The organism is Pseudoalteromonas sp. S1650 (assembly GCF_005887195.1).
In the GTDB taxonomy this organism is placed as follows: domain Bacteria; phylum Pseudomonadota; class Gammaproteobacteria; order Enterobacterales; family Alteromonadaceae; genus Pseudoalteromonas; species Pseudoalteromonas simplex.
In genome coordinates, this window is sequence record NZ_PNDF01000065.1 from 59,541 (window position 1) to 79,048 (window position 19,508).

At 41.4% G+C, this 19,508-nt stretch carries 14 protein-coding genes and 1 pseudogene; 9 read left to right on the top strand and 6 right to left on the bottom strand.

Going from position 1 to position 19,508, the window contains the following annotated elements:
• The first annotated feature begins 48 nt into the window (after positions 1–48).
• Together nosR and hemH are read left to right on the top strand one after the other, a co-directional pair.
• On the top strand, positions 49–1,356 hold the full coding sequence (gene nosR, locus CWB80_RS17495; RefSeq protein WP_138599364.1) for a response regulator c-di-GMP phosphodiesterase, NosR family: 1,308 nt from the start codon (positions 49–51) through the stop codon (positions 1,354–1,356).
• Positions 1,357–1,434: 78 nt separating this feature from the next.
• Positions 1,435–2,457, top strand: coding sequence for a ferrochelatase (gene hemH / locus CWB80_RS17500; RefSeq protein ID WP_054553442.1), 1,023 nt, complete (start codon positions 1,435–1,437; stop codon positions 2,455–2,457).
• Between the two features lie 59 nt (positions 2,458–2,516).
• On the opposite strand, the gene CWB80_RS17505 is transcribed toward hemH, so the two are convergent.
• The gene (locus CWB80_RS17505) at positions 2,517–3,665 is read right to left on the bottom strand and encodes a benzoate/H(+) symporter BenE family transporter (RefSeq protein ID WP_138599365.1); all 1,149 of its coding nucleotides are present in this window, start codon (positions 3,663–3,665) and stop codon (positions 2,517–2,519) included.
• Positions 3,666–3,874: 209 nt separating this feature from the next.
• On the opposite strand from CWB80_RS17505, the gene CWB80_RS17510 reads away from it, so the two are divergent.
• From CWB80_RS17510 to CWB80_RS17525, 4 genes are read left to right on the top strand one after another with little or no spacing between them, the layout of a single operon-like run.
• Complete coding sequence (locus CWB80_RS17510; protein WP_138599366.1) at positions 3,875–5,179, top strand: DUF5666 domain-containing protein; 1,305 nt, start codon at positions 3,875–3,877, stop codon at positions 5,177–5,179.
• 57 nt (positions 5,180–5,236) lie between these two features.
• Positions 5,237–5,770 (top strand): hypothetical protein, encoded by a 534-nt coding sequence (locus CWB80_RS17515; RefSeq protein WP_054553439.1) that lies wholly within the window; start codon positions 5,237–5,239, stop codon positions 5,768–5,770.
• A complete protein-coding gene (locus CWB80_RS17520; RefSeq protein ID WP_138599367.1) occupies positions 5,770–6,453 on the top strand; it encodes a response regulator transcription factor in 684 nt (227 codons plus the stop codon). The genes CWB80_RS17515 and CWB80_RS17520 overlap by 1 nt, the downstream gene beginning before the upstream one ends.
• The gene (locus tag CWB80_RS17525; protein ID WP_138599368.1) at positions 6,453–7,775 is read left to right on the top strand and encodes an ATP-binding protein; all 1,323 of its coding nucleotides are present in this window, start codon (positions 6,453–6,455) and stop codon (positions 7,773–7,775) included. Before CWB80_RS17520 ends, CWB80_RS17525 begins: the two co-directional genes overlap by 1 nt.
• On the opposite strand, the gene CWB80_RS17530 is transcribed toward CWB80_RS17525, so the two are convergent.
• A complete protein-coding gene (locus tag CWB80_RS17530) occupies positions 7,772–8,728 on the bottom strand; it encodes an ATP-grasp domain-containing protein (RefSeq protein WP_138599369.1) in 957 nt (318 codons plus the stop codon). The genes CWB80_RS17525 and CWB80_RS17530 overlap by 4 nt on opposite strands.
• Before the next feature lie 195 nt (positions 8,729–8,923).
• Between CWB80_RS17530 and CWB80_RS17535 the strand changes: the two genes are divergently transcribed.
• Positions 8,924–9,460: a protease inhibitor BamI-like protein gene (locus CWB80_RS17535; RefSeq protein WP_138599370.1), complete on the top strand. Its 537-nt coding sequence runs from the start codon at positions 8,924–8,926 to the stop codon at positions 9,458–9,460.
• A 177-nt stretch (positions 9,461–9,637) separates the two neighbouring features.
• On the opposite strand, the gene CWB80_RS17540 is transcribed toward CWB80_RS17535, so the two are convergent.
• The 4 genes from CWB80_RS17540 to CWB80_RS17555 are packed head-to-tail and all read right to left on the bottom strand — an operon-like array spanning position 9,638 to position 16,355.
• The gene (locus tag CWB80_RS17540; protein ID WP_138599371.1) at positions 9,638–10,831 is read right to left on the bottom strand and encodes an alkaline phosphatase family protein; all 1,194 of its coding nucleotides are present in this window, start codon (positions 10,829–10,831) and stop codon (positions 9,638–9,640) included.
• Positions 10,832–10,842: 11 nt separating this feature from the next.
• The gene (locus CWB80_RS17545) at positions 10,843–12,600 is read right to left on the bottom strand and encodes a hypothetical protein (protein WP_138599372.1); all 1,758 of its coding nucleotides are present in this window, start codon (positions 12,598–12,600) and stop codon (positions 10,843–10,845) included.
• A gap of 16 nt (positions 12,601–12,616) precedes the next feature.
• Entirely contained in the window at positions 12,617–14,932 is a 2,316-nt protein-coding gene (locus CWB80_RS17550) for a carboxypeptidase-like regulatory domain-containing protein (RefSeq protein ID WP_138599373.1), read from the bottom strand.
• 10 nt (positions 14,933–14,942) lie between these two features.
• Positions 14,943–16,355 (bottom strand): glycerophosphodiester phosphodiesterase, encoded by a 1,413-nt coding sequence (locus CWB80_RS17555; RefSeq protein ID WP_138599374.1) that lies wholly within the window; start codon positions 16,353–16,355, stop codon positions 14,943–14,945.
• Between the two features lie 219 nt (positions 16,356–16,574).
• Here CWB80_RS17555 and dgt point away from each other — a divergent pair, with 219 nt between their 5' ends.
• Entirely contained in the window at positions 16,575–18,032 is a 1,458-nt protein-coding gene (gene dgt / locus CWB80_RS17560) for a dGTPase (protein WP_138599375.1), read from the top strand.
• A gap of 109 nt (positions 18,033–18,141) precedes the next feature.
• Positions 18,142–19,508: pseudogene (locus CWB80_RS17565) on the top strand (hypothetical protein); the annotation flags it as partial.

Genomic DNA, 19,508 nt, shown 5'->3' on the forward strand with positions numbered 1-19,508 from the left:
TAATTTAAGGCTATGTTATTGATTAACGATGATTCATAGTAAAATGGCATGGCAGAGCAAATTAGCAAACAACATATTCAGGTTTTATGCATTGATGATGATGAAATAGTGCTGCGAACTCTTTTGCGGTTATTATCAGCTAACAATATCACCGTAAAAGCCTGCTCAGATCCCAAAGATGGACTTAAAACTCTAGCTAATTATAGTTTTGATGTAATTATCTGCGACATGCGTATGCCAAGCATGAATGGGGCTGAGTTTTTCGCGCAGGCACTCACCATTGCTCCTGAACCACAGCGCATTTTGCTAACCGGTTACTCAGATATAGAAAACACGATTGCTGCAGTCAATATCGGTAAAATTCATACTTACATACAAAAACCATGGCAAAACGAATTACTACTAAGCAATATAAATGATGCGATAGAAAAAACATCTTTGAAACGCCAGAATCAACAGTTAGAGCAAAAAATTAAAGCGCAAAACAGCCAACTAAAAGAGCTAAACAACAACCTTGAGCAAATGGTAGAAAAGCGCACACAACAAATCCGTAAAGTATTAAAACAACTTGAAACAGTAAATGAACGAGAGAAGCATGAGCATCGCGCTACTTTTGAGATTTTATATAACTTTATAAATGCCAACCCTTACCTAGATGGAACACAAGCTCAAAATATTGCTGCTACCTGTAAACAACTAGCCACGCGCCTAGGTCTAGACAATCAACTTATAGAAATGACAGAAATGGCAGGATACTTATCACAAATAGGTCTACTTGCAATGGAGCCAGAGCTTTATAAAAAACCAACTAAAGAGCTCACTGAAACACAACGAAAACTATTTTATACGCACCCAAGTACAGCACAATTAATGCTCATGCCTGCGCCTCACTTAAGTGATGTATCTGAAGCAATTTATTACCAATTTGAACACTATAATGGGACAGGAAAACCGAAAGGGTTAAAAGGGAATGAGATTCCAAAAGCCGCGATGATATTAGCTGTAGCCCGTGATTTTTGGCAAGCCGTTGCACAACTTTCAAGCTCAGAGAGTAGTAATTTTGAAAGGGCTCGCGATCAATTACAGCTCTATAGCGGAACATACTACCACCCAAAAATTTTAGAAATATTTAATAGCTTAGAAATTAACTGTGCGAGTGTTCAAAATGTTGGCACTATGAAAATTCTTTCAGCACAAAACCTTAAAAATGGCATGGTGCTTGGTCACGCGCTCAGAAATTACGACGGTATTTTACTGTTGCCAAAAGGGCATGTATTTGGCCCTAAATCGATTAATAAACTGCAACAACTAGAATCGAAAAAACCGAACCCTTTCAGGATCATGATCAAAAATTAGCGAATAAAGTGATCACATAGTCAGCTTACTTCGTTACAATGTGATTTATATTACGATTACTTCATACAGGAGCACTCAGTGTCGCGATTTTCCGCCATTACCGATAAGCCGCACGACGGCCGATTCAACAAAAAAACGGGCATTTTACTGACCAACTTAGGGAGCCCAGACGCCCCTACTACCGCGGCACTTAGAACATATTTACGCGAGTTTTTATCAGACCCACGAATTGTCGAGATCCCGCGTTTCATTTGGATGATCATCCTTTATTGCTTTGTACTTACGTTACGCCCAAAACGTTCAGCAGCACTTTATAAAAGTATCTGGACTGAAAACGGCTCACCGCTTACTCATATTACCCGAGAGCAAAGCAAAAAGTTAGCAGCCCTTTTAAAAGACAAAGGACACCACGACACCGAAGTAGTTATGGCCATGCGCTACGGTAACCCTTCAATTGAAGCAGGCCTTGAAGAGCTGCGCGAAAAAGGTATCACTCGCGTGATTGTGCTGCCTATGTACCCACAATATTCAAGCACGACCATTGGCTCAACATTTGATGCAGTATCAAATGTGCTTCGCAAGTGGCGCTGGGTGCCAGAGCTGCATTTTATTAATGGTTATCACGACAACCCGACTTACATTGATGCTCTAGCCGCTAGCATTAGCGAAGATCTAAATGCCCATGGCACGCCACAAAAGTTGGTGTTTTCGTACCATGGTACACCTAAACTGTTTTTAGAAAACGGCGACCCTTACTACTGTTTTTGTATGCAAACCACCCGTTTAGTGGCTGAGAAACTTGGCTTTGAAAAAGACTTTGCTGTAACAACCTTTCAAAGCCGTTTTGGTAAAGCTGAATGGTTGAAGCCATACACAGACGCAACCCTTGAAAGCTACCCTGCTGAAGGCATTAAAGACGTTGCAATTTTAAGCCCTGCGTTTAGTGCCGACTGTTTAGAGACACTAGAAGAGCTCGAAGGCGAAAACCGCGAAAACTTTGAGCATGCAGGCGGTGAAAAGTACCGCTACATTCCAGCATTGAATACCCGCGATGACCATATCAATGCAATGTTTGAAGTGATAAAACCACTACTTAAATAACAAAAGGCCCTAGCTATTATATACAGTAACTAGGGCTTTTTTAATATTGAAGCGTGTCACTAATCTTTGCGTGTCATAACCAAAGTCACCGTACCTGCAACAATTCCCCAAAATGCAGAACCAACCGAGAACAAAGTTAGATTAGACGCTGTGACCAAAAAGGTCACGATAGCGGCTTCGGTATAATACGCCTCAGTTAAAGCTTGCTGTAAGCTACTGGCAATAGTGGCAAATAGTGCGATACCCGCCAACGCCAAAATCAATGCCTGTGGCAAGCTTGCTACCAAACCAACCAAGGTTGCCGCGAGGAGCGCCATAATAATGTAAAACACCCCACCAGCAATGCTTGCCCAATAACGTTTTCTTGGATCTTTATCAGCCTCAGGGCTCATACAAATGGCAGCGGTGATAGCCGCTAGATTAATGGCATAACCACCAAGTGGTGCAATAAATACATTTAATAGCCCGGTTACATTTAACGCTGCCGACACAGGGGCTTTATAGTGATGCGCTTTTAATACAGCAATACCTGGTAAGTTTTGCGACGTCATAGTCACAATAAACAGCGGTAAACCAACACTTATCATGGCGTTTAAATCAAACTCAGGTGCAATGTAAGCAAACTCGCTCATTTTCCACTGCCAGCTAGAGGTATCAATTTGCCCAGTTACACCTGCTATTAAAAATCCCGCCACAACCACTGCGAGCATAGCAAAGCGTGGAAAGTAACGTTTTCCACATAAATAAACAGCCACCATTAACCCAATCACTAAAGGCAGCTCGTTCATAAAGTTGAACACATCAATACCAAAATTCACCAACACGCCTGCAAGCATTGCACAGGCCAGTTGACTTGGGATCTTATTCATCATTTTTTCGAACACGCCAGTAATGCCTGACAAAAACACCAGCGCAGCGGAGAACATAAACGCGCCAACAGCTTGATTTAAGCTATAGCCTTGGGCACTTGAAATAAGGAGTGCCGCTCCGGTTGTTGACCACGCGATAAGAATAGGCACCTTGTAGTAGTAAGACAACGCAATTGAGCTGACGCCCATAGCAAGACCAAGCATTAATACCCAGCTAGCAACCAAATCAGGTGTGCCACCTAACACCATAACGACCTGATAAATAAGCGCAATTGAGCTAGTAAAGCCAATAATAACGGCCACTAACCCCGCAGTTGCTCGACTGATGAGCTGACTCATGTACACACACTCCTTGCAATTAAAAATCTACCATATCCTATGATTTGCCAGATGGCACTGTACACTTTTGTAGTATTTTAAGATTAATTTACTATACAGAAGAGGCATTTACTGCAATGCCAAACATTAACAAAATTTAATTTTCTCTCCACCTTCAAGCAATCCTTACTTAGTTAAACTGCAAACACTGACTAATTTAAGGACCAATCATGACAAAACTAATCAATCAAAATCGCCTATCTATTATTTCGTTAGCAACAATCAGTGCACTACTTTCAGGCTGTGGCAGTAGTAGTAAGAGTGAGGAACCGGTACAAAATACTCTCACTTTGCCAAGCTTATTAGTCGGTGAGGTAAGTGCGATATCAAGTAACAGTATTACAGTTAACCATCATCAAATAGCCACAAATAATGCTGACATTGAGGTGGATGACAACCACGCATTAATCAGCGATCTAAAAGTAGGTATGATGGTTGAAGTTGAAACAAATGGTAAAGAAGCAACTCAGATTGATTATGATCCAAGTTTTAAAGGGCCTGTTAGTATCAATGAACAAGGCGCTACAATTGCGGGCTTCAAGTTAAATAATTTAAATACCGAAAACCTTTCAAATGGTAGCCTGGTTGAATTAAGCGGTTATAACAATAGCCATAGTGAATTCACGGTTACCTACCAACAACCATTATCTAACAGCGCAGAATTAGAACTCGAAGGTTTCATAACAGATCTAAACACTGCCTCTTATACTTTTAAACTAGGTGATTTAACTGTTCAATATCAACAGGCAGACATCGACGGCGCATTAGAAAACAATCAATTCGTTGAAGTAGAGGGCCGCTTAGAAGGTAACTTATTAATGGCACAAGAGGTTGACGCTGAACATAACTTTACAGCTGATGACGATCTAGATACAGCGCTTTTTGGTACAATTACCTTCATCAACAATGACACTTCCTTGGTTACCCTGAACAATCAATGGCAAGTGAGTATTACCGATCAAACTAAATTTGAAGATACCACTCGCGCTACATTAACCATAGGAGATACGATAGAAGTAGACGCCATCTGGCAGCAAGCTAATAATTGGTTTTTAGCCCACGAAATAGATCTGGAGAAAAGCCACACTTCGCCTAATTTAAGCAGTAATTTTAGTGTTTCTGGCTTTGCCAATTACAGCAATGGCAACATTATTATCAATGGCATCAGCTTGAAAATCACAAATAGAACCGTTTTTGAAGATGGGTTAACAGCAGATACTCTTTCAGGTGAATGGTTAGAGCTTGAAGGTATTATTGATGGACAAAGCTATATTGTCAGTGAAATCGAACGTGATAACAGCAATGAACCTCTTGAATTAAAAGGCATAGTAACAGTAACTGAATCGCAACAGGCTAGTTTATTCGGCTACATCAGTGAAGATAACAGCTTAGCGAGTTTTACAGAACAATATGTTGATCTAGAATGCCAGTGGGTACAAGATAACATCGTACGTGCATGTAAGCTTGATGATTAACAACAAAATACAACAATGGCAGCACTAAACGTGCTGCCAAACTAATGTCGAAATATTATGAAAAAACTAGTTTTAACTTGCCTGTGCTTAATTTCTGGCCTTGCTTTTGCTGCAAGTTCAGCCATTTTTAATATGCTAGATTCAAGCACAGCCCCTGCCCCGACTGAAGTTTTATATAACATAGAACAACACTATGCGAAGAATGCCGTTATTGTTGAGTTTGAGCTGGAAATTGAAAATGGTCAAAGCGTATTCGAAGTCACTTTATATGAAGCTAAAAAACAACGATTTATCGAATTACTTTTAGACAGTGCGGGAAAGGTAATAGAGCTTGAATATGAAGCTCCGGAGCTTGATGAACAAGAAGAAATAGCAGCTGCTAATTTGATGAGCCGTAAAGGTTACACATTACATGGTTTAGTAACACAACTAGATAGTGAGCCAACACACTACCTAATTGAAGCCCAATTAGAGCAAGACATGGGTATCACATACATGGTCGCCACATTCGTAACCAGCAAAGGGCGTCACAAAAAAGCGATTGATCTTGAGACGGGTAAGAACTTACCTTTGCTTCGTTGGGGCAATTAATGAAACTATTATTAGTTGAAGACGACCAGCAAAATCGCGAGTTTTTATACAAGGCTTTTATTGAGCAAGGCTACACATTAGATTGCGCAGAAGATGGTCAACAAGGGCTTATGCTAGCGACGTGTGAACATTACGACGCGATTATTCTAGATCGTATGCTTCCTAAGCTTGATGGTTTACAGGTATTGTTAGCATTAAGAGCAACCGGCAAAACAACGCCAGTATTAATACTATCTGCGCTAGATAAAGTAGACGACAGAGTGACAGGTTTAAAAGCCGGCGGTGATGATTATCTAACAAAACCCTTCTCTTTTTCTGAATTAGCTATTCGAGTCGAAAACTTAATAAAACGGCATACCTTTCATGCCCCACTGAGCACTAAAATTAGTCTTGCCAATTTAACGCTCGACTACAGTAATCAACGAGTTGAAGTAAACACTAAAACTGTTAATTTACAGCCCAAAGAATTTAAATTGCTTAGGTATTTATTAGATCACCAAGACAAATTAGTCACCCGCACCTTATTGTTTGAATCGGTATGGGAATATCATTTTGATCCTGGCACCAACGTTATTGACGTGCATATTGCGAGGCTTCGTAAAAAGCTCACAGAAGCGTCCGCGCAATTAGAAATCGAAACAGTTCGCGGTGTCGGCTACCGCTTAAAAGCTAGTGAGAGTTAATGTACGAAAATAACCTACGTTTGTTCGACCCAAGAAAAAGCTCAGTTTGGCGTTTAACATTGGCCTTTGCAGCAATTACCGCTGTTACTTTATTACTTGCGATTACTTTAATCTACCAACTGTTACTTGGCGAGCAAAGCCGTCAAGTTGAACGGCGCCTTGATGCCGAAAAAACACGTATCGAAGCGCTCGCCTCCGAATTTGACAAGCAAAGCTTTTTTCAACAGCTGGATGTTTTCAGAAGCGAAGGTGATATTTTAATTTTTTGGCAGAGTGATTATGAACAAAGCCAGCAGCTAAGCTTTTTACCCGATAATATCCCCTCACTCCCCGAAACAGTTGTTTTTCCTGTTCTTGATACCGGACGAGGTCAAATACGCCTACTCACAACAGGCAAAGTTAAAACCGTTTATGGCAATATCGTGCTCGCCACTGCCACAGAGCATTTACAACGTTTAATCATCGATTTCAAATCAATCGCTAGTTGGACTTTTATCTTAGCAATAGCGTTAACAGGCTTGTTTGGTTACCTATTTTCTCGTCGACACTTGCGTCGTGTAAACTACTTCAATGCAACAGCCGAACAAGTTCAAAATGGCAACTTAAGCGCGCGTTTATCCCATAAAGATAAAGGTGATGAATTTGATCGTTTAGCAGCTCACATCAATACAATGCTCGATGCAGTAGAGGAAAATTTCGCTTTGGTACAGGGAATTACCGATAATATCGCTCATGATCTAAAAACCCCACTGACACGATTAAAACTTAATTTAGAGCAGCGTTTACAAAAGCTGCCAGAAATGGGCTACGAGCTTGAACAGCTCAATAGTATCATTAACACCTTTGACGCCATGCTAAAGCTCACACGTTTAGAACATGGACAGTTTCCGCTACAGCTCGAAACAATTGATAGTAGTCAACTTGCCAATGATATTAGTGAAATTCTACAACCCAGTGCCGAACAAAACGGTCAATCAATTGATGTCGCTATTTCTTCACCTTGGCAATTAAGCGGTGATCGAAACCTGTTGTTTCAAGCAATTTTTAACCTAGTCGAAAATGCTATAAAGTACGCTGGTAAGGGCGCAACGATTAAAATAATAATTGCTGAAAAAAGTATATCAGTTGTCGACAATGGTAAGGGTGTCAACGAACATGATTTACAACAGCTCACAAAACGCTTTTATCGCAGCGATCCGGCGCGTCAAAAAGAAGGGTTTGGTTTAGGCCTTGCAACCGTACAAGCAATTTGCAACCGCCATTCACTCAACTTATTTCTAAGTTCAGAAAATGGCTTTTGTGCAAAAATAACCGAAGATTAAGCTGCGCTCTCAGCTGCTTTTTCTTGCACTTCTGGTTTTGTGGGTTTATCAAAAATACCTAAACGAATGCGAATAAAGTGCAAAATCTCTTTGGCTACGTCAATACCCAACGCACCTTCTAAGCCTTCAAAGCCTGGACTTGAGTTTGCTTCACAAATTTTAAAGTGCTGCTCATCAAACAATAAATCGATGCCTGCTACATCAAGGTTGAGTACGTTCGCTGTTTGGGTTGCAAGCCATTCGATTTCTGGCGTAATAGGAAATGACTTACCAGTGCCACCTGCACTAACATTGGCTTTAAAGTTTTTACCCTGTGAGTTACGTTCCATACATGCAACAGCACGACCACCGATAGTAAGTACTCGCAAATCACGGCCATGACTTGACTTAACAAACTGCTGTAGAATGATGTTTGCTTGTGGATTTGCAGCCTCAATCAGCTGCATTAAGTCATCAAACTCTTCTTTTGATTTTGATAAAAATACACCACTCCCCTGCGAGCCCGATAAGGTTTTAATAACCACAGGAAAGCCAATTTGCTTTTCAACCAAATCAATATTCACCGGAAATTTAACCAACATGGTATTTGGCGTTGGTAAATTACACTCAGCAAGAATTTGCTGTGCAAATAATTTGTCTTTTACTGTTTCGATGGATTGCGAACTGTTAACACAGTACACACCTAAACGTTCAAGGTGGCGAATAATCGCTAGCGCAAAATAAGTTGTACTTGCCCCCATGCGAGGGATAACAAAATCGGGGAGCTCAACTGACTTACCATCAATTAAAATACTTTTACCGTCTTCACGGGTAATTGTCAGGTCAAATTGATCAGGCGAATAAACTTGTAAATCTATGCCCTCTTCTTCGGCTGCAGCAAGTAAACGTTCTACTTCATAGGTTTCTTGTTTTAACAAGCCTTGGCTATCTTTATAAATGATCCACCCGCGCATGCTTGGTACCTCTGGTCTTTGAGTTTCGGTGACAAAAAAACGCGGATTATGCTGAGCATTCAAAGCCGAGTAAAACAAATTAATTTTATCGACACGATAATAAAAACCACTACTTAGTGATTAACCATTGACCGGGTTGTTAACTTAAGGTAAAAACTAACAATGAGTTAACATAAAAACCCGTAAGAGAAACATGTGAACAGGACGCTTGCATTAATCTTCATTCTGCCACTTACAGCATTTGCACTGAATGAATGGCACATTCAAAGTGATGGTTTTAAAACAAAACCAAGCACACAGCAGTTTGTTGCCTCTTACAAAGCGCAGGCCGACCAAATAGCCCCACAGCCCATTGTGAACTTAACTGCGCCGCTTAATCAGCTATCTAATCATGCGCACGATTACCTATACAAACAAGGCCGTTTGCCTGACCAATTAGCAAACACCGCATTCAGCGAATTTGATTTAGACACCCTAGAAACCTTACAACCCGGCGATCACTTTATTTTAGTGATCGACGAATACCTCAGTTACACCGTCGAAATTAGTAACATTATTGAAGCCAGCAATGGCGATAGAAGTGTGTTTGGCAAGGTCAATGATCAAACTAAAGCAGGCCATCAAGCCGTGATGACCCTCACAGAAAACACCCTACAAGGCCAATTTGATGCCGGTAATCAAAGCTACAAGTTTCAAAGCCATGGTGAGTACGGGTGGGTAACGAAGTTGTAGGTAACGGGTGTGAGTCTGTAGCTGCGATTTTACATCGCGTCCAAGAACCTAAATCCTAGCGCCCAGTGCCTAATGTATTAATTCGTAGGCGTGAAACTTGTTTCGCGCGAAATAAATTTCACGCCTACGGTATCGTATTTAGCCTTAGTAATGTGCTGGCACAAACTAACTCAAAGCTTACTGCTTCATAGCCGGCCACAAACTTGCGCCGTCGCTGTCGATTGGGCTTAAAATCTCAAGCCCAAGTATTTTAGCGATCAGCGGGTACACATCTAAATTACTTACTTCGTCTAAACGAAGGCCTTGTTTAAAGGCGGGGCCAGTGGCGATAAAGGTTGCGGCCATATCTTCGCTGTAAGCGTAACCATGAGTGCCTAGGTAACCAGCCATTTTACTGTCGGTAAACACACGAGGTGCGTCGGTTTGTAAAATAATATCGCCAACGCGCGGGCCTTTATTATAGTGATAATCACGCTTTTGCTGCTCGCTTAGCACGACGTAACGACCATCTGCGGCTTTAGCAAGCTTTTTGCTGAACTCCTTGATGTCTGCTTTGCTATCTGGTTTTGCATAATATAAAACCCGAGGGCCAGTGTTTTGCACTATGAAGTTTTCATCTTGCGGCAAGCTATCAATTTTAATGCTAAGGCTTGGATCAACAGAGGTCATTCCGTGATCAGACACAATCACCAAGTTAATGTTTTCATCAAGCGCTTTTAAACGGCTCGATAAATCAGCCATTAAACTATCGAGCTTTTGCACTGCGTCATAAGTCTCTTTGGCATCTGGGCCAAACTCATGCCCCATGCTATCCACCAGCGAAAAGTAGCTTATAACCAAACGTGGACGCTGCGCTTTTGGTAAGCTCAACCACTGAATAATTTGATCAACACGCTTTTGGTAATCACTGTGTTTTGAATAATGATAAAAGTAATCAGGCAACATACCGTTAAAGCGCGCATCTGATTCAGGCCAAAAATAGGTTGCGGCTTTTAAGCCCTGCATTTGCGCTAGGTTCCAAAGCGGAATACCACTCACCCAAGTGCTATCGTCTTTCCCTTTCCCCATTTTGTAACAGTCGTTGCGCTCAGTATCACAAAAGCGGTTCTCGACAATGCCATGATTAACCGGCAACAAGCCGGTAATAATCGACAAATGATTCGGGAAGGTTTTGGTCGGGTAAACAGGACGCATTTTGCTAGCTCGTACGCCCTGCTCACTGATTGCTTTTAAGTGTTTTGCATGGTGTTTTTCAATATAATCCCAACGAAAGCCATCTATCGAAATAAGGACCACAGATTGCTCTTGCTCCGCTTTTACAGCCGAGCTAAACATTAATATACCCGCTAAAACTAATTGCCAAATACGCATGCGAAACCCTTTTAGTTTAATTTTTTAATTTGCTCAGAAACGTTACCAAACTGTTTTGAAAATTTTGTGATCATGCTCTCAAGCTTTTTCACACTACGCTTTAAACGTGAGCCGTTTATTAGGCTATAAATAAAGCCCCAAACGCCTGTAACCACACTTAATACAATAAACACAGCAACCGGAAGCCCATCTAAATGTTCGACCACTTGCGGGTAATTATTGAGTAAATCAATCCCGGCCTCTGGTACGAGTGTATTTATCAACGGGTAAAAATCTTGAGCATCAAAGTACCATGCTAGCCCTATTGACGTAAGGCCAAGCAGTACCATACGGTTAAAACCATGTACCATACCAAAGCTACGTACTGATGAGTTGCCATAGGCAATGTCTTTACTCACATTAACCGCATACTCTCGGTAATACTTATAATAACGCTTTGTGTCTACACTGCTGTAGGCGTAATACACCCAATCGCCGATATCAACTGAGCCCAATAAATCTTCACCGGCTTTAAAAACAAACGGCTCACCTGTGGCCGTTTCAAGCATAATTTCGCCTTTTAAAGTCGTGCTACGATTGCGATATACCTCTACGCGCTCTTTTACATCGCTACCCACATACATGCCACCTCGATAGGTGGTTGTTGTTTCAGTGGTGGTTACTGTTTCACGTGTTTCATTGGCATGTGCGCTTTGCTCTTTTTCTAATACTTTACCAAGCACAGCACGATGACGAATAGTGCCTTTTTCGTTACGTGCCCAAACATTTTTATGCACGTAATCGTTTTCATACGCAAGACTATATTCATCCATAATGGCATGCTCAAGCTCAGCGATACTAATTGGTTTGGTTATAGTTGGCTCTAACGCTTTTTGAATGCTAATAGCTTGCTCATCATCTTTTGCAAGCGACTGTTCGTTTGCAGCAATCGCTTCAACATGTTGCTTAGCACCACAGCAATAGCAATGTGCCGCATCTTGGCTGATACGCTGCTGACACGAGATACAAATAACATCTGACTTACTCGGCGTTCTTGCCAACATGTTATAACCCAATTGATTTAGGGTGGTCGATAGCATCACATCTGTTGCCGCTAAAATCGCATCATACTTTGCTTCTTGTTTGGCTTTGGCTTTTTTATGGTAGTTTTGCTCTGCCATAAACACCCCAATTGCCACAGGCAATGACGCAAGTAGCGCAGGCAAAAACTCAAGCTTTGCAGCGAACAACATGATTAAGAATGTAATAACACTTAGCACCAGCCACAATATCGTTCCACCAGTGTAGTTTCGGCTAATGGTTTTGTCCCAGCTGCGATATTGCTGATCGGCAAAATGCACAATCACAACTGGCATAAAGCGGTCATTTTTAACTACCCGCCTAGCATTGCCATCAGCAATGCGATAATTAAGCGTTAACGGTGTTTCCTGAAAAGCAGTGATCACATTACCCTTTTGTAGGTTAGCAATTACATCTTTTTCTGCATCAACACTAAACTCATGAATAATGCCGTCTTTGTCTTCTACTTCTAGCCACCAATAACCATATAACATGTTGTCGTTATTGGTTTTATAGCGGCGCTTATAGTAATACATTGACTTCACAACACCTGTGATCGTACCCGCTTGTGGCGCATAGTTTTTTACATCAACCAGTAAATCAGGGTTGAGTTCCTCAACCGTGTGCATTTGTCTTTTTTGCTCAAGTGCTTCTCCACAATCACAACAGTGGAGGTCGGTGGCATACACCGTATTTTGGCAATGTTGCATTTTCATTCCTTGCTAATTACTTGCTTAAATCAATGGTTAATGTTTGTTCACCAGCATCAACTTGGTGCCAACGTCGATACGTTTTATATCCAGGCGCCGATACTTGAATATCATAAGCACCCGTTTTTAACGTCATGCCAGGGCGGTATTTAGGGCCTATATTCATGATACGAATTGTGGCATTCGCCGCATTCGTGGAGATTGTTAACTTAGTTTTTTGCTCAACCATGTATTGTCTGCGCTGCTGTTGTTCTGCACTTAAGTTGGCATCGCCATGACGCAAAATATCAACCTTAGCTAAAGCATGGCTCACTGGACTAAAACTCTCGTAAATATGCAGTTTTTCTTCAAATTCTAAGCCTAGAGGATGCAGCAAAGGCTGGGCATGCAAAGTCCAACGAATCGCATAACTAAACACCGGATTGCTCGACTCATCGACCTTGTCTAAAAAGTAGTTAACAGGGCTTTGGTCGTCTTCAGTAAAGGTGTTATGCACAAACATTACTGGCACTATCAAAATCAGCGCTGGCATAATCAGCTTTTGCAAAACAGATACAGCAGTGGTTGGTTGCTTTTCTTGCTGAGGTTTAATCAATTGCCATAGTTTTAACGGCAGCTTGCTAAAGGTTAAGCAAATCAAAAACAGTGACAACGACATCGAAATAGGCGGAATAATCACCGAACGCAATGCTTGTTTACCGTACTCAGCATACTCGCCACCATCTGCAAATTTACCTTCTGAACTATTAAGCATAGCTAGGTATTTGTCGGTGCGTTTTGCAATGTTTGGATCTAATACCTTGTCTTTAAAGTTCTTTTTGTTCCAATCGGCGCGAATGTTTTTCACATATAAATCGCCCATTCTGTCGGCAATTTTAGCTTGAATTTGCGGGTGTAACTGAAACGCAACCCAGCTTAAGTTTGGCTCTAAGCTCATGCCACGTTTACGCATTTCGCTTTGCCATTGTGCATTCGCTTCGTTGGTAACTTTGGTTGCGACTGCATTAGCAAACGCTTGGCGTTGATTCACATTCCAATTGCTTTCAAGTTGTAAACCTTTACTAGCAAAGTGTGCTCTAAGCTTGTTTTGCGTTGTTTCGTGAGTACGAAACGCCACTAAGTTTTCAACCGTAAACGGGTAACCTGTCTCGCTAACAAACATCTTATGAAAGTTCGGATGCTGTAAAAAGCGTAACTGATAATGATCGGGATCATCGGTGTATTTGTAGCGTTTATCCTTAAGACCACCATCGCCACCGGTTGCTAAACTTGCCGCTTGCAGAGCTGTATAAACACCGCCAGTGAGCACCCCCATCAAAATAGTGCCTGCGGCATTTTCTGCAGCCGAGATTTCTTCTTCGATCAGCCAGTAATCAGGCTCTATATAGCCAATACCCGCTTTTAAAATAGTGCTTCGGTAGTCTGCTGCTTCGCGCTCATAGCAGCGATTACGGCGATCTTTTTCGCTGCTCTTATCATAACGCTCACGGCATTTAGCGATACTGTGATGGTAATCATAAATCTTAGGGCCATACTTTTGCGCTCGTGCCGATGCTTTGGCAATGTGGGCTTTTTGTGCTTGCTGATACTTGCTCCAGCCACTGTTGATCTCTTGCTCAACTTGCTGCCAATAACCTTGTTCACGTTCACCTATTCCAGCCAAAGTGTTGTTATACTTTTTACTGCCATCAGCATAGGCTTTGTATTTAACCACCAGCTCATCATATAGCTGGCTGTAGTTTTTATAATGTTTATCAAAATCTTGATACGCTTTCTTCTGCACAAAAGCAGCGATGATCTTACGTTTATCTTGCTCTAAATTATCTGAAAGTGCGGCATCGCTATACAGTAAGCCACCAAATAGCGCCAAAAAGGTTAAGTTCTCTGAACTATGTAATTGCTCAGGGTTATAATCGAGATCATTCACTTTAATCGAGTTAATTGCTAGAGCATCACGCAGTGCTGCACTGTACGTAGCAAACTGGCGTTGCTCTGCTGTAGAGGGCTCAATCAAGGTCTTTTCAATTACATACTTCTGGCCAAAAAACACCACTGGCCAAACTAAACACAGTAAAGCGATAAACGAGATAAGTCCGCGGCCAACTTTTGCAACCATGGCTTTAGGTAAAAAGTCAGCTAACAGCAGCGCAACACCTACTCCAGACACTGCTCGGCCATAAATTTCAAGGTGCTCAAGATCTTCTGCTGAAGGAGTGCCTAACCCTACTAATGACACTAATTGGGCATTAAAAATTGCTTCGGGTAATAAATATAAAGTAGCTAAAACAAGTAGCAAGCAGCGCCACCAAAACGGCTTTATTAAATCAGTCATAGTTTTGTTCTTATTGTTTTTTACGTAGTTCTAGTTCAACAACAGGATCTGTTTCTAGGCTAAAGTCTTCATCGGCTTGGCGAGTCCCTATTTCTAAATTAGGCGCTGAAGGAGTCGATGTTACTTTGGGAATATAAGTTTGTGCTTGAGTTGATTTAAGCGTGCCGCCCACCGCAGGATAAAGCTGATTAGCTTTATAAGCATACAGCTCATCTAAGCGTTCTAAATCAAGGTCTGCAGGCATACTAGCAATTAACTTAGCTTCTGGGTCATCGCTAAAAAACGGCTGCATTTTTGGCAACTCGAACACAGAACAAAAACCATATACGGTGTCGTCCATGATCACCGAGTCTGGACGCAGCGAACGTGACTGCGCTAATAAGCTGCGCTCATGATAGTCGTGACCATTAATTGAATATGTAGCAATCATAATGCCGCGCGCTTTAGCAACTGGTTTCAAGCGAGCTGCACTTTGCTTGTAATGACGAATATCAAGCACATAGCCAAAGTTACGTTTTAGCTGCTTTGCCAATTTATCAAGCTTAACAGGGCTGTCGTAACGCTTTTCACGATGGTAACGATTTCCAAGTGCTTGCAAGCTTTCAAGTTCTTCTTTGTTACGCTCATAAATAGGATCGCTCCCAGCACCGCGTTTTAGATCACTTGCTAGCTTATTCATTGAGGCTTTTGCCGGTGATTGAATAAATGCCAAATAAATGTCTGGGTTAATGTCGCGCATACGAGTAAGGTTGCGCATTTCTAAGCTACTAAAAAAGTAGTTTCCGCCGCCAACAAACTCATATGCCAAGTAATCAAGCATTTTTAAATCGTTAACTGAGGCCTTTGATTTTATTTCGATATTCAGTTTTTGATGGGGTTTACGATAGCGTGCAAATGTGGCAGCAAGCTCTCTAAATGATGGCGGCATTTTGTCGGTAAGTAGCCCAGTATCTTGATTACGATGACGTAAATAACCCCACTCTTTTTTGTAGTTCATCGACTCAATTTTACGACGCTTATTATCAACCGTGCCTGTTTCGCGGCCGGTGCGAGCATCATGATGCACAACCCACACATCATCACGGGTAATACGCACGTCAATTTCAACAACATCAAAGTTGTTGTCGATAGCATCAATTACTGCGTTAAGCGAATTTTCGGCGTAGCGAATTGAGCCACGGTGACTTTGTAAATTAAAGTTACTGCATTGCCTCGTTGTAGCGTAATTGATATTACCTAGCTGACTTTCGTAAAAACCACGGGCGCGAAGTGCATCCTGTTTGGCCTTAATGGCATTTTTTTCGACTACTGTTAAGGTGTTTTCAGTACTTGTTTCAGGGGTACTTTTACAAGCAGTTAAACCAATACTATACAAAAGAATACTGGCTAGCAGCCATGTTTTTTTAGACAGAGTTTGCATCATTGCTATACAGCCAAAAGGCTTTCCTTTCTAATTCAAGATAATGAAGAAGTGCGTGAAACTGAATAATATATGAATAAAGGACTTAATTTAAAGTAATAACTTTAATAAAAATGAATATTTTAATTTAAGATACAAGCTGTTAGATTAAATTTAATAACTAGCAAAGTTTTGCTAACAACATATAAAAGCCCGATTTTTACCGCTTTGTGGGAACGAAAAATGATCGATTTTGGTAAAAAAATTACCCCAGCACGCGAAATGCGTTCTACCAATAATTTACACACTGCGCTTGAAAGTGATCGGGGCCGCATTATTAACAGTGCAGCAATTCGCCGCTTACAACAAAAAACCCAAGTATTTCCACTTGAGCGCAATGCTGCAGTGCGTTCACGGCTGACTCACTCGCTTGAAGTGCAACAGGTGGGCCGCTTTATTGTGCAAACCATTTTTAATAAGCTCAGTGATGCAAAGCAAAAAGAATATGGCCTATCTGGACTTGAGCGGCCACTAGAAAGCCTCGTTGAAATGGCCTGCCTAATGCACGATATTGGCAACCCACCGTTTGGTCACTTTGGCGAAGCAGCCATTAATCAGTGGTTCGAGAAACACTTAGACACACTAACCCCAGAGCGCTGTAAAGGCATTGGCATCAGCGTGATTTTTAAACACTTAGCCCAAGATATAAAAAGCTTTGAAGGTAATGCCCAAGGTATTCGTATAATTCATTCATTACTTTCACTAAATTTAACCTACAGCCAAAGTGCCGGAATTTTAAAATATACCCGCCCGGCCAGCATGGCAAAAAAAGACAGCCCACAAGATAAAAACTACTTGATGAAAAAAGTGGGTTACTATTTTAGCGAAAAGCCTTTTGTTGAAGCACTGCAAAATGAGCTAGAGATTGAACAATATTGCCGCCATCCTGCAAGCTACATTATGGAAGCCGCTGACGATATTTCGTATTGTTTAGCCGACATAGAAGATGCGGTCGAAAAAGGCATTATTAGTGTCGAGTCGCTTTGCGACAAGCTAAAAGAGCAATTCACCCGCACACTCACAAACCTAACCATAGACGATACCAAACACAGCGACTTTGCCGAAAAAGCCATTGATTATGCGTTAAGTAAAGCGCAAGAGCAGCCATACAATTTTAACAGCGAATTTTTTATTTACCTGCGTGTGACCTTGCTTCATCCATTAGTGAGCTACGCAGCAGAACGGTTTATCAGCAACATAGAAGCCATTTACCATGGTGATTTTAATCAAGCGTTATTAGAAGATCGTAGCCATCTGCACGCCGTCACGCTCACCTTAAAACAAGTGGCATTAAAGCACGTTTTTTGCCACAAAGAGGTAGAGCGCTTAGAGCTGCAAGGTTATCGAATCATTAGCGGTTTACTTGATTGCTACAAGCCCTTACTTGCCCTTGACGCCGATGCTTTTAAACGGGTTTTAAAAGGCGATCAACACTACTTAATTGAAACTCGTCTGGTGAAAAAACTATCTAACAAACATTTAAATAGCTATCAAAAAGCCATTGATGCTCTAAAAGCCGAACCGGATCATTTTACCGCCTACGAGTTCTATTATCGCTGCCGTTTAATTCAAGATTACATCAGCGGAATGACCGACCAATTTGCTTATGACGAATACCGAGCGCTCATGGTGATCGATTGACTTTGCTATTTCGCTGAAATTATTTAATGAATGTGGATAAATTGCCCTACTGGGCTTAGAATTAACTCATTGTTTGGGTAACCAGATAAACCTTACTGGTCAGGAAACTATGCCAATTATAAAAACAACTTTATTACTATTACTTGCAAGTCTGAGCTTTACATCAAAAGCACAGTACAACGAAGCTATGTGTATTTTGTTAAAGCAACAAATGCATGAGTATCGTAACAACACTAGCAACAAAAATTATCGTTCAGCTGCCAGAAATTACGAAAAAAATTGCCAAAATCCTACCCCACTCAATAATGGTTCAAACCTAAAAGTTCAGCAACAGCCAACACAACCCGTTGAACCAGTAATTCAGGGTAAAAGCACCCGCTCAACTCAACATTCAGGAGCAATACTAGGTACGCCTGAAGAACCAACACAGCCTACAGTTGAGCAAGCATCAGAGATTATTGAGCCGCAACAGCCTGCAGAACAATTACAAATAGAGCCAGAACCACAAGAAGCGCAAAATACACAGCTAAAACCACCAGTGCAGCAAACAGAAGAGCCCGCTGACGTTGATCGCATTATAATCTCTGATACCCCGACAGAAACTGTGGCCGAGCCTGTAACCTCTCCTGTGATGGAACAACAGCTTGATAACGCAGCGCCTGATAGTTCGCAAAACAGTGAAACTACAGATGTAAGAAAAGCTGTCGAGGCAGAACCTGTTGAGCCAGCATTTACACCGGAGCCTGCTGCTCCTTATGAAAGTGAAAATAGTTCTTCAAGCTCATTATTAATGCCAAGTTTAATTGTCTTGCTAGTACTACTTGTTGCAGGCTTAGTGATTGTTCGTATTCGTCAAAATAAAAATACTGATGCAGACTCAGAGCTTGAACAAAGCTTAATGCAAGCTAAAGCCCTAAAAGCAGCGGCCCAAGCGCAAGCTTCAGCAGAAAAAGAAGCCGAAGAACTTCAAGCAGCAACGGCTGCCGTACTAAATGAAAACTCAGAGCAGTCACAGCAAGACTCTGATTCATTTCCTGACTTCACAAACGAATTAACCGAGAAAAATGATAACGACGATCTCTCTGAATTAATGCACTTTAGTGCACAGCATGATAGTGAAAAACCACAAACCCCATCTACACAAACAGCTGATGATTATGCTGACGCCAAGCAATTTAATGATCTTGAACTTGGTTACGACGATAAAGACGTAAACGACTCTGATGATGACTTCTTAGATGAGCAACGAGGCCTAGAGCAAGAGCTAAAATTAGCGAGCCTTGCTTCATCTTACAGCATCAATGAAGAAACAGATCGAAAAGCAGAGGAATCTAAACAAGATGAACCTGAACTAGAAGAACCGAGAGATTCCGCTTCGTCATCATTCGGCTTTGATGAGTACACAACTAAAGAACCAATTGCCGACGACGAGCCAGTTTTAGCTGAGATAGAAGCGCTAGAAAAACCTGAAATTGA